The sequence below is a fragment of the Cupriavidus sp. FW305-3-2-15-C-LB2 genome (genome assembly GCF_058787575.1).
This window is the reverse complement of sequence record NZ_JBYSZW010000034.1, coordinates 73,458-84,987: the sequence shown is the minus strand read 5'-3', so window position 1 is coordinate 84,987 and position 11,530 is coordinate 73,458. Positions and strand designations below refer to the sequence as shown.

11 protein-coding genes are annotated in these 11,530 nt (G+C 67.1%); 5 read left to right on the top strand and 6 right to left on the bottom strand.

Annotated elements, in window-relative coordinates; all coding sequences use genetic code 11:
• The first annotated feature begins 354 nt into the window (after positions 1-354).
• Complete coding sequence (locus AC3WRR_RS22975; RefSeq protein ID WP_010813164.1) at positions 355-1,254, top strand: LysR family transcriptional regulator; 900 nt, start codon at positions 355-357, stop codon at positions 1,252-1,254.
• Positions 1,255-1,277: 23 nt separating this feature from the next.
• Here the strand turns inward: AC3WRR_RS22975 and AC3WRR_RS22970 are convergent, their stop codons facing one another.
• Entirely contained in the window at positions 1,278-2,270 is a 993-nt protein-coding gene (locus AC3WRR_RS22970; RefSeq protein WP_439668255.1) for a Bug family tripartite tricarboxylate transporter substrate binding protein, read from the bottom strand.
• Between the two features lie 280 nt (positions 2,271-2,550).
• Here AC3WRR_RS22970 and AC3WRR_RS22965 point away from each other — a divergent pair, with 280 nt between their 5' ends.
• The gene (locus AC3WRR_RS22965) at positions 2,551-2,994 is read left to right on the top strand and encodes a thioesterase family protein (RefSeq protein WP_010813166.1); all 444 of its coding nucleotides are present in this window, start codon (positions 2,551-2,553) and stop codon (positions 2,992-2,994) included.
• Between the two features lie 55 nt (positions 2,995-3,049).
• On the opposite strand, the gene AC3WRR_RS22960 is transcribed toward AC3WRR_RS22965, so the two are convergent.
• Together AC3WRR_RS22960 and AC3WRR_RS22955 are read right to left on the bottom strand one after the other, a co-directional pair.
• Complete coding sequence (locus AC3WRR_RS22960; protein ID WP_439668254.1) at positions 3,050-3,949, bottom strand: recombination-associated protein RdgC; 900 nt, start codon at positions 3,947-3,949, stop codon at positions 3,050-3,052.
• Between the two features lie 108 nt (positions 3,950-4,057).
• A complete protein-coding gene (locus tag AC3WRR_RS22955; RefSeq protein WP_492298223.1) occupies positions 4,058-4,636 on the bottom strand; it encodes a BPSL1445 family SYLF domain-containing lipoprotein in 579 nt (192 codons plus the stop codon).
• A gap of 204 nt (positions 4,637-4,840) precedes the next feature.
• Between AC3WRR_RS22955 and AC3WRR_RS22950 the strand changes: the two genes are divergently transcribed.
• A complete protein-coding gene (locus tag AC3WRR_RS22950; RefSeq protein WP_492298221.1) occupies positions 4,841-5,263 on the top strand; it encodes a hypothetical protein in 423 nt (140 codons plus the stop codon).
• A gap of 20 nt (positions 5,264-5,283) precedes the next feature.
• On the opposite strand, the gene AC3WRR_RS22945 is transcribed toward AC3WRR_RS22950, so the two are convergent.
• From AC3WRR_RS22945 to AC3WRR_RS22935, 3 genes are all read right to left on the bottom strand, one after another.
• Positions 5,284-6,117 (bottom strand): aldo/keto reductase, encoded by an 834-nt coding sequence (locus AC3WRR_RS22945; RefSeq protein ID WP_492298219.1) that lies wholly within the window; start codon positions 6,115-6,117, stop codon positions 5,284-5,286.
• A 99-nt stretch (positions 6,118-6,216) separates the two neighbouring features.
• Positions 6,217-7,608: a GntP family permease gene (locus tag AC3WRR_RS22940; RefSeq protein WP_010813171.1), complete on the bottom strand. Its 1,392-nt coding sequence runs from the start codon at positions 7,606-7,608 to the stop codon at positions 6,217-6,219.
• 203 nt (positions 7,609-7,811) lie between these two features.
• Positions 7,812-8,204 carry a tautomerase family protein gene (locus AC3WRR_RS22935; protein WP_011616031.1) on the bottom strand — a complete coding sequence of 131 codons (393 nt, stop codon included), beginning with the start codon at positions 8,202-8,204 and terminating at the stop codon, positions 7,812-7,814.
• A 130-nt stretch (positions 8,205-8,334) separates the two neighbouring features.
• On the opposite strand from AC3WRR_RS22935, the gene AC3WRR_RS22930 reads away from it, so the two are divergent.
• Together AC3WRR_RS22930 and AC3WRR_RS22925 are read left to right on the top strand one after the other, a co-directional pair.
• Positions 8,335-9,207 (top strand): LysR family transcriptional regulator, encoded by an 873-nt coding sequence (locus tag AC3WRR_RS22930; RefSeq protein WP_492298217.1) that lies wholly within the window; start codon positions 8,335-8,337, stop codon positions 9,205-9,207.
• A gap of 192 nt (positions 9,208-9,399) precedes the next feature.
• Positions 9,400-11,523: a TonB-dependent receptor gene (locus AC3WRR_RS22925; protein ID WP_492298215.1), complete on the top strand. Its 2,124-nt coding sequence runs from the start codon at positions 9,400-9,402 to the stop codon at positions 11,521-11,523.
• Positions 11,524-11,530 lie beyond the last annotated feature (7 nt).

Genomic DNA, 11,530 nt, shown 5'->3' with positions numbered 1-11,530 from the left:
GGCCTGGGCGCGCACGGTGGCGGGCAGGCTGAGCATGGCAGGGAAGAGCGCGGCGGCCGGCATGGCCTTGAGCAGTGTGCGCCGGCGGGCGTCGGGTGGGCGGGGCATGTGGTCTCCTTGTCTGGTCTGCGGCAGCGCGGGCGGGCTGGTTGCCGGATGCGTTCGAAGCGTCCCGTGTGGTCCGGGCTTTGCGCGATCGCCGTCCTGTGCTGCATGCGGAAAAGTCTATGGCGCATGTCGGCGCGCATTGATGCCGGCGCCCGGCAAACCGATTCCGAACCGGAATCGCGGACTAAAATGCCCCGGCCACCGTCGCAACATCGCGCTATATCGGCCAACCACAGGAATCGCTGCATGAAGACCGAAGACCTCAGACTGTTCCTGGTGGTGGCCGAGCACGGCAACCTGCACAAGGCTGCCGGCACGCTGGGGCTGACCCAGTCGTCGCTGTCCAAGGTATTGGCGCGGCTGGAGGGCGAGGCCGGACTGCAGCTGTTCGAGCGCATGCCGCGCGGCGTCATGCTGACGCCGGTGGGCCACAAGCTGCTGGCGCACGCGCGGCGCATCGTGCTGGCCAATGACGATATGGAGAACGAGATCAACGACGAGCGCCAGGCGCGCGTCGGCCAGGTGCGCGTGGCGACGCTGCCGCACGTGGTGCCGTCGCTGTTCTCGCCGCTGCTTGAGCAGTTCCTGGCCAGCCGGCCGCTGGCCAGGTTCTCGATCACCACGCACCTGAGCCCGCAGCTGATGGCCGCGCTGCAGGGCGGCGAGGTGGACCTGGTCTGCGCCGCCATGCCGGACGGCGAAACCGATGGCGTCGAGTACCTGCCGCTGGGCGCGCTGACGCTGCAGGTGGTGGCGCGCGCGGGGCATCCGCGGCGCGCGCGCTTCCGCTCGCTGGCCGATCTGGTGGACGAGCACTGGGTGGCGCCCGCCACCTCGCTCTATGTGCGCAGCGGCTTCGAGGGGCGCTTCACCAGCCGGGGCCTGCCGCCGCCGCGCGTGACCGTGGAAAGCACCAGTTCGTCAGTGTCATTCGCGGACCTGCTGCGCAACACCGACCTGCTCGGCATCATGCCGCAGCGGCTGCTGGGCCAGGCGGTGGCGCAGGGCCTGGAAGCCGTGGAGGGCGATGGCATGTGCTGGCAGTATGAGCTGGCCGTGTTCTGGCGATCCAGCGCCTACCTGTCGCCGCTGTGCCGCGACTTCCGCGACGCGCTGGTGCGCTGGTGCGGGGAAGCCGGCATCTGAGCCGATGCCGGCAACACCATGCCTCAATCCAGCCGGATATTGTTTTCCTTGATCACGTTGCCCCAGTACGCCTGGTCCGCTCTGGCCGTCGCCGCGAACGCCGCCGGCTGCGTCGTCTTAACGATCAGCCCCAGCTCGGCGAGGCGCTGGCGGATGTCCGGCGCGGCCATCACCGTTTCCACATCGGCCGAGACCTTGTCGACGATGGCCTGCGGCGTGCCGGCGGTGGTGAACAGGCCCAGCCAGGCCGGGCCGTCCAGGCCCTTGTAGCCGAGTTCCTGGAAGGTCGGCACATCCGGCAGCATCGGCGCGCGGGTATTGCCGGTGACCGCCAGCGGCTGGAGCTTGCCGGTGCGCGCATGCTGGCGCACCGTCATCGGCGACAGCGTTCCCAGCGAGATCTGGCCGCCGATCAGGTCGGTGGCGATGGGGGCTTCGCCCTTGTACGGGACATGGACCAGTTCGGCGCCAGCTCCCTTGAGAAAGACCTGCATATAGAGATGGGCGCCGGTGCCAATGCCATAGGTGCCATAGGAATACTTGTCGGGCTGGGACTTGGCCAGGCTGACCATCTGCGGCAGCGTGCGCGGCATGGCGCTGCTGGCGGTCAGCACCAGGCTCGAGGTGCACAGCTGGCAGATGGCGGTCAGGTCGCGCAGCGGATCGAACGGCGGCTTGGCCACCATATAGGGCGTCTGCACCAGGCTGGGCAAGCCCAGCAGCAGCGTGTAGCCGTCCGCCGGCGCCTTGGCGACCACGTCGGCGCCGATCATGCCACCCACGCCGGGGCGGTTCTCGACGATCACAGGGCGCTGCCACAGCTTGCTGAGCGGATCGCCCAGCGCGCGCGCCAGCACGTCGGTGGCACCGCCGGGCGGGTAGGGCACTACCACCCGCACCGGGCGCGACGGGTAAGCCTGCTGGGCCCACGCCCGGCTGATTCCAAGAGTCGAGGCGGTGGTTGCCAGGGAACCTGCTCCCAGCCAGTGCAGGGCTTTGCGGCGGTCGGCTTGCATGGTGTTTCCTCCAGTCGTTGACATCGTGTCGGTGCGCGGTACGGGTGCGCCAGGGCGCCAGTGACCACGGCAACCTGCAGCCTACGAGGCAGCGCCATGGCGGGGCATCGGCGGGATGGACGAAAAGAGTGGGGAGTACTTACCCGGGGGCCTGTGCGGGAGGGTTATTGCGGCAGTGCCGCAATCCGAGCCGACGTTTCCCTTATGATGGGCGCCGCCGTCTCTGCTGCTTGCCTGCCTGATCCCGTGCGGCGTCCGATCCATTTTTTGCTTTTCCATCATGGCCCGCCTCAAACTCGACCTGCCTGCCGACCAGTTCTGCTACGCCACGCACCTGACCGTGCGCGTGACCGACATCAACTCGGCCAACCACCTGGCCAACGATTCGATGATCTCGATGATCTCCGAGGCGCGGGCGCGCTTCCTGTATGAATTCGGCAGCGAGGATGTGCGGCAGGAAGGCGTCGGCATCATCGTGACCGACCTGGCCACGATGTACCGCAACGAGGCGCATGCGCGCGACCAGCTGCAGTTCGAGGTGGGGGTGATGGACTTCAACAAGTACGGCGGCGACATCATCTTCCGCATCACGCGGCCGGCCGACGGCACGCTGATCGCGATGGCCAAGTCGGGCTTTGTCTTCTTCGACTACGTGGGGAAGAAAGTGGTGGCGATGCCGGAGGGATTCGCCAAGCGGTTCCCGAAGGTGAACTGGATGGAGTAATCGCCTGCGTGGCGCTGTCCTTCAACAGCGCCACGGTTCCTGCAAGAGGTTCGGCTTACGCCTTGCGCTCGCCGCCCAGCGCCTCGGTGAGGTCGCCGAGCATGCCGGAGAGTTCGCCGGCCATCATGGTGAAATCGGCGTCGAAGCGCTCGTCTTCATCGTGCGCCGTGCCATCGGCCTGTTCCTTGATCACGTCCAGCGGCGCCACCTTCTTCACCACCAGCCCGTCGGTCAGCACGAACGAGACCCGGTCGTTCCACGTCATCGCCAGGCGCGTGCAGCGCTTGCCGGCGGCGATATGGCGGCGCAGGTCTTCCGGGTCCAGCGGGTGGCGCACGTAACGCACGGTGGCCTTGCTTTCGGCGCCGGACTGCAGCTCGATTTCCTGGTCGACGCTGAAACCGCCCGGTGCCGCATCGCCGGCCAGCCATTCGGTCATGGCTGCCACCGGCGACTGGTTGACGTGCAGGTTGATCAGCGGCAGCGGATCCAGTGCCTTGAACAGCATGCCGCGCACTTCATCGGCCTTGGCCGTGGCGGCGGCGTCAATGGCAAGCCAGCCGTTGTCCGGGTCGATCCACACACGCGTGTCGCGGCGGATGCTGAAGGCGCGCGGCAGCAGTTCTTCGGTGACCTGCTCCTTCAGTTCCTTCATTTGCTTGCGGCCCGGCTTGTAGCCTTGCTGCTCTTCGATTTCCGCGGCGCGGGCGCGCGTGACCTGGTTGACCACGGTGGTGGGCAGCAGCTTCTTTTCAGTGCGCAGCGTCAGCAGCATCTGGCCGCCGACGGTATGGACCAGCTGGCCGTTGTCACGCGGCGAGGCCCAGCCCTGGGTTTGCATTTCGAGGCTGGTACCGGGGAAGAAGGCGTGCTTCGCCAGGCTGGCTTCAACCTCGTCGGCGCTCAGCGACCACGGGGCGGAGAAACGATGGACCTGCAGATTCTTGAACCACATGGGAATTCGGCCAAAGGGACGAATTCTATCCGTTAGCGGCGCGCGGTCGCGAAAAATGAGGGCGCCGCGCGGAACGCAAGCCGCGCGGCGGTCACCGCAAGCCCGCCCTTACAGGTCGAGCTTGGTGATCTTGCTGCCCTCTAGGCTCAGGCCCGCCATCAGGCCCGCATTGGTCATGACGAAGCCGACGATGGGTTGCTGGGCGGTCTTGGTGTCCAGCACGCCGCTGGCGCCAACCGTTGCCACGGCCACGGTGGCATCGACGCCCGCGACCCAGCCTTCGCTGCGCACGAACTTGTCATAGGTGTCCTGCGTCAGGAACATCAGGATCACGGACTTGGACTGCGCACCGATCTGCCAGCCGACCGAGCCGGAGATCAGGCGGTAATAACCGCGCGTGGCGCCGCCCGAGCGCAGGGCACCGTCGCCATACTCGCCGCCGACGATAAAGCCGGCCGACAGCGTCTTCGGGAACACCAGGATGCCGCGCGCGCGGTTGCCCAGCTCGCGCGACCCCTGGACCGAGCTGTACAGGCGCGACAGCGTGGCGTCCACGCCGGAGTCAAGCTCGCGCCGGCGTGCGGCCTTGTCGGTGGGAGCATCGGGCTTGGTGGTGGTGCAGGCACCCAGGGCCAGGCTGCCGAGGGCCAGACCCGCGCTGGCCGAAAGGAAGGTTCGACGTTTCATCTCGTCTCCTTGGTGTTGTTGTCGTCTTTGAAGCATAGGCGCCGGAAGCACCCGGGCAAATACCGGACCGCGCAGAGACGTTTCCATTTGTGACGAAGGTGGCGCCGGGAGGCCATTCGCGGCAAGAATAGCCAGTCTTGCGCCCGGAACGTCCCATGGCTACCCATGGGACGGCCCAATGCGCCGTGACCGCATCATCCAGCCATGAAAAAACTCCTGACAGCCCTGCCGCTGGCCTTCCTGGCCGCGTGCGCTTCACATCCTTCGGGTTCTTCCAATGACGCCGGCGCCGCAGCTGCCGGATCGCAGTCGGCCGTCGACAGCAGCGGCTGGCAGGCGCTGCGCGCCAAATACATGGACTGCGCCCAGAAGAAGGCCAACGATAACCTGTCGGCCAAGGGCCAGCCCAAGGACGTGGCCAACCTGGCGCTGGCCGCGTGCGAGCCTGAGCTGGGCGCCATGCATGATTCCTTCCGCACCTACCTGGATGGGCAGATGTCGTCGTCGCACGGCAAGAGCAGCGCGCGCCAGGCAGCGGCGCGCGTGACCACCGACACCCGCGAGAAGGCGCGCAACTACCTGGTGCGCTACGTCGAGCGCGAGCGCTACGTGGCCCGCGTGCCCTGAGGGCACGCGCGGCAGCCTGGTCAGAGCATTTCCAGCGGGCCCGGGCCGCCGGGCGGCGGGAAGATGCGGTCGAGCTCGGCCAGCTGGGCGGCCGACAGCGTATGCGACAGCGCGCCCAGGTTCTCCAGCAGGCGCTCGCGCCGGCTGGTCTTGGGGATGGCGATGACGCCGTCCTGCGCCAGCAGCCAGGCCAGCGCCGCCTGTGCCGCCGTCATGCCGTGGTCGCGCGCAAAGCGCTTCAGACCGGGGTTGCCCAGCAGGCGTGACTGCTCGATCGGCGAATAGGCCATCACCGGCACGCCGCGCTGGCGCAGCCACGGCAGCAGGTCCCATTCGATGCCGCGCCGGCCCAGGTTGTACAGCAACTGGTTGATGGCCAGCCGGTCGCCGCCCGGTGCGTCCCACAACTCCTGCATATCGGACAGGTCCAGGTTGCTCACGCCCCAGCGGCGGATCTTGCCGTCGCGCTGCAGCGCCTCCATGGCCTGCACGGTCTCTTCCAGCGGCACGCCGCCGCGCCAGTGCAATAAATAGAGGTCGATGCGGTCGGTGCGCAGCCGCTTCAGGCTGCGCTCGCAGGCCTGCACGGTGCCGCGCCGGCTGGCGTTGAAGGGATAGACCTTGCTGACGAGGAAGGCCTCGTCGCGGCGCCCGGCGATGGCCTCGCCGATCATCTCCTCGGACTGGCCCTCGCCATACATCTCGGCGGTATCGATCAGCCGCAGGCCAAGGTCCAGGCCCAGGCGCAGCGTGGCGATTTCTTCGGCGCGCGCGGCGCGCGACTCGCCCATATTCCACGTTCCCATGCCGAGCGCCGGGACGCGCTCGCCGTCGGGCAGGGTGACTTGCTTCATGTGTCGGCTTCCTGGTTTGCCGGGTCAGGTGCCGGGCGGCACCCAACCACACTAGTTAACAACACCTGGAATGTACAAGCCGCGCGGGCCGGGATTGCTTCAGACCAGTCCGGTCAGAAAATACACCGAGATGACGAAGAACACCGCGGCGGTCTTGATCATTGTGACGGCGAAGATATCGCGGTAGGACTCGCGGTGGGTCAGGCCGGTCACCGCCAGCAGCGTGATCACGGCGCCGTTGTGCGGCAGCGTGTCCATGCCGCCGCTGGCCATCGACACCACGCGGTGCAGTACTTCCAGCGGGATCTGCATGGCCTGCGCGCCCGCGATAAAGGTCTGCGACATCGCCGCCAGCGCGATGCTCATGCCGCCCGAGGCCGAGCCGGTGATGCCGGCCAGCGTGCTGACCGAGACCGCGGCATTGACCAGCGGGTTGGGAATCGCGCGCAGCGCGTCGCTGACCACCAGGAAGCCGGGCAGGGCGGCGATGACCCCGCCGAAGCCGTATTCCGATGCCGTGTTCATCGATGCCAGCAGCGCGCCGCCGACGGCGCCCTTGGTGCCCTCGGCAAAGCGCTCGCGCAGGGCGCCGAAGGCGGTCACCAGCACCACGGCGATGCCCAGCAGCAGCGCGCCTTCCACTGCCCAGATCGCGGTCACGCTGGCGATCTTGGTTTCCACCGGCTTGGGCAGGCCCGGCAGCGCCACGCTGTTGGAAGGGCCATACCAGAGCGGGATCATCCGCGTCAGCCAGAAGTTGGCCACGCCCACCACCACCAGCGGCAGCAGCGCCAGCAGCGGGTGCGGCAGCTTGCCGGACTGGCTGCGCTCGGGCTCGTTGCGCAGGTTGGTGCCGTAGCCTTCGCCACGCGCGGCGGCGGCGCGGCGGCGCCATTCCAGGTAGCTCAGGCCCACCACCAGGATAAACAGCGAGCCGGCCACGCCCAGCACCGGTGCGGCCCAGGAGGTGGTGTTGAAGAAGTTGGTGGGGATGATGTTCTGGATCTGCGGCGTGCCCGGCAGCGAATCCATGGTGAACGAGAACGCGCCCAGTGCGATCGCGCCCGGCATCAGCCGCTTGGGGATGTTGCTCTGGCGGTACAGCTCGGCCGCGAACGGATAGACCGCGAACACCACCACGAACAGCGACACGCCGCCATAGGTCAGCAGCGCGCATACCGTGACGATCACCGCATTGGCGCGCGAGCGCCCGATATAGCGGATCGCCGCGGCGACGATGGACTCGGAAAAGCCGGACAGCTCGACCACCTTGCCGAATACCGCGCCTAATAGGAACACGGGGAAATACAGTTTCACGAAGCCGACCATCTTCTCCATGAAGATACCGGTGAACACCGGCGCGACCGCGGACGGGTCGGTCAGCAGCACCGCGCCCAGCGCGGCGATGGGCGCGAACAGGATCACGCTGTAGCCGCGGTACGCGGCGAACATCAGAAAGGCAAGGGCTGCCAGCACGATCAGAAACGACATCGGATCTCCTTCAGGGTTTCCTTGTCCTGAGGTTCGGTCCGTTGCCGCGCGGGGGCTGGCGCTTGTGGCGCCTTGTCTCTGTCAGTCCGTCAGGAAAAGGGATCAGCCGGCGACTTTGCCACAGCTTGGCCCGCGGCGTAACCTCCGGTCTCGCCGCGGGGGCACTGGGATGACAGTTGCCGGCATGAAGGAGATGCGCCGTTTCAGCCGTGCTGGTGGCGGTACTCCTGCGTGCGCCCGCCGTAGCCATAGGCCGCGGCGCGGGCGTCGATCACGTGCACGTACGACACCGGATGCAGCTTGCCCAGCAGCCCCGACATGGTCTCGAACACGGCCTCGATGAACTGCGCTTTCTCCGCCTTGGTGTTGGTTTCATCGGTCACGCTGATGTCCAGGTGGAAGGCGTTGCGGCCCTGCTCCGACAGCGGCACGTCGGCGATGATCCAGCTGTCGTGCGGGATGTACTGGACCGTGACGGCAATCACCTCGCGCTTCTTGCCGAGCACGCGCTCGGTCAGGTCGGCGATCGCCCTGGCGCTGCGGCGGGTGAGGTCGGCATCGGGTTGGCCGGACAGGTGCAGGACGATGTGGGGCATGGCTGGCTCCTTGGTTTTTCGTGGGTTGGTGATGCCATGGTAGGGGGTGGTGTAGTATCGGAAAAGCGGGAATATTCGATGCGTAACATCGGATTATCCGAAGTAATGCCACCCTTGCCGGAGCCTTGCCATGCGTGGATTCGAAACCGACCAGTTACGCACCTTTGTCACGGTCGCGGACAGCGGCAGCCTGTCGGCGGCCGCGCCCAGGCTGTTCCTGTCGCAGTCGTCGGTCAGCGAGCAGCTGCGCAAGCTGGAGGAGCGCGCCGGCGTGCCGCTGCTGTCGCGCGGCCGGCATGGCGCGGTGCCGACGCCGGCGGGCGAGCGGTTGCTGGAACACGCGCGGCGCATCCTGGCGCTCAACGAGCTGGCCCTGCAGGACCTGCGCGGCCACGCGCTGGCGGGCGAACTGCGGCTGGCCGTGACCGACTACTTCCGCCCGGGCGAGATCGCCGGCATGTTGCGGCGCCTGCGCGAGCGCTACCCCTACCTGCGCCTGCACGTGACGGTGATGAAGAGCGCGGCGATCGACGCCGCCGCGGAGATGGACACCTTCGATATCGGCCTCAGCATGCGCCTGCCGGGCACGCGCGGGCAGGGCACGCGCGGCACTATGCTGCGGCGTGAGCCGCTGGCCTGGGTAGCCGCGCCGGCCGAGGCCGACAGCCTGTCCGCGACGCTGCCGCTGGTGCTGCTGCCCGATACCTGCTCGCTGCATCAGTACGTGGTGCAGCTGCTGCTGCGCAAGCGGCTTCCGTTCGAGATTGCGCACTCCGCGTCAGGCGTGGCGGGGCTGCATCTGGCACTGGCGGCGGGGCTTGGGATGTCGTGCCTGAACGCCTCGGCGATCGGCCCCGGCGTGGCGCCGCTGGACGCCGCCACCATTGCACGGCTGGGGCTGCCGCGGCTGCCTGAGGCGGAGTTCTTCCTGCTGCCCGCGCGGCGCGGGGAGTCAGCGTTTGTAGCCGAGGCGCGCGATGCGCTTGCCGGGCAGCTGGGCTAAGAGACGGGCATTCAGTACGACACCTCAAGTCGGGGAATGGATCACAAGACGGACTGTGGCAACCGCCACTTGTGCCGAAAGCAACATATATTGATCGCGAATAGGAATAATTCGCAATCTCGTTGACCCTGGCAATCCTGTAATCGATAATGCGCCCGCGTTTTCAAAACTATTACAGCCGATTACAGGGAAATGAGAATAAAACTTCACCCGATCTGTGCCGCGGTGGCGGGGAGCTTCGTATTTCAACCGGTGCTGACGTGGGCCCAGGCCGCGCCAGGCGCTTCGGCGCAGTTGCCTGAGGTCACGGTCAGGGCCGATGTCAGCCGCGAGCTTGGCACCGGCTATAACCCGCCCAATGCGGTCAGCGCGACCAAGACCGAGGCGCCGCTGCGCGACATCCCGCAGACCGTCAACGTGGTCACCGCCGATGTCATGCGCGACCAGCACGCCACTTCGATGCAGGATGCGCTGAAGAACGTGCCGGGCGTGTCGTTCTCGCACGGCGACGGCCAGCGCGACCAGGTGTCGATCCGCGGCTTTTCCGCCATCGCCGACCAGTTCGTCGACGGCATCCGCGACGATGCGCTGTACTTCCGCGACATGTCCAATGTCGACCGCGTCGAAGTCATCAAGGGTCCCGCGGCGGTGCTGTACGGGCGCGGCTCGTCGGGCGGCCTGATCAACCGCGTGACCAAGAAGCCGGGCATCGACGTCACCGACTTCGCACTCAGCTACGGCATGTGGGCCGACCGCCGCGCCGAAGCCGACGTGGGCCGCGTGTTTGCCGACGGCGCCGCCGCCTTCCGCGTGACCGGCGCGGTGGAGAAGGCCAACAGCTACCGCTCGCAGCAGTTCCTGGACCGCTCGGCGATCGCGCCGTCGCTGGAGCTGCGCATCGCTCCCGAAACCACCGTGCTGTTCCAGGCAGACTACCTGGAAGACCGCCGCGTGACCGACTTCGGCATCCCGGCCTACAAGGGACGCCCGGTGGACGTGCCGGCCTCGCGCTACTACGGCGCGGCCAACGCGCGCGATGCCGACTACTCGCAGTCGCGCGTGTTCTCCGGCACCGCCACGGTCAACCATCGCTTCAATGAGAACTGGTCGATCCGCAACGCTACGCGCTACTACCACTACTCGCTGGACCGCAACAACACGCTGACCAACACGGTGAACGAGGCGGCGCGCACCCTCACCATGAACCACGGCAATGTCCGCCGCGAGGAACATGGCTGGTTCAACCAGACCGACCTGACCCAGAAGGCCACCTTCCTGGGCATGAAGCACGAGATCCTGTACGGCATGGAGATCGGCCAGCAGAACAAGGACCAGGTCAACAACACCAAGCCGGTGGTCGGCGCCAACGGCCTGCCGATCGCTTTCGACCTGTTCAACCCGGTGTTGGTGGCGCTGCCGCGCCAGGCACCCGGCACGCCGGGCACGTCGAACCTTGGCGTGTTCAATACCCTGGCGTTCTACACCCAGGACATGATCACCTTCAGCGAGCAGTGGAAGGCGCTGCTGGGCGTGCGCTACGACAACTTCCAGCAGGAGACGCAGACCCGCATCGCCGGCCAGCGCAATCTGTCGCGCACCGACACCGCCTGGAGCCCGCGCGCCGGCCTGGTGTGGCAGCCGTCGAAGTCGCAGTCGTACTACGTGTCCTGGAGCAAGTCGTTCCAGCCCTCCGGCGAGGCTTTCGCGCTGGCGGCCAACAATGCCGACCTGGCACCGGAGACCACCAACAACACCGAGGTGGGCGCAAAGTACGACTGGCTGAACGGCAAGGCGAGCACGACGATCTCGGTGTTCAGGCTGGAGCGCAGCAATATCAAGATCGCCAACGCCACCAACACGGCGCTGCTGCCGATCGGCGAACAGCGCACCGACGGCATCGAGATCTCCGGCGCGGCTGAACTCGGCGGCGGCTGGCGCATGCTGGCCGGCTACGCCTACCTGGATGCCACCGTCACCAAGTCCACCGCCGCGCTGCAGGGCAAGCGCGCCACCATCACGCCGCGCCACTCCGGCAACGCGTGGCTGACCAAGGACCTGGGCCACGGCTTCGGCGTTGGCGCCGGCCTGAACCTGGTGGGCGCGCGCTATGCCGACCCGCTGAACACCGTGACGCTGCCCGGCTATGTCACCGCCGATGCGATGGCCTGGTACCGCCGCGGCGCCTTCGAGGCACAGCTGAACCTGTACAACCTGTTCGACAAGGGCTACATCGTGTCCGCGCATGGCACCAGCCCCAACCTGAACATGCCGGGTGCCCCGCGCAGCGTGATGGCCACCCTGCGCTACCGGATGTAAAGCGCAG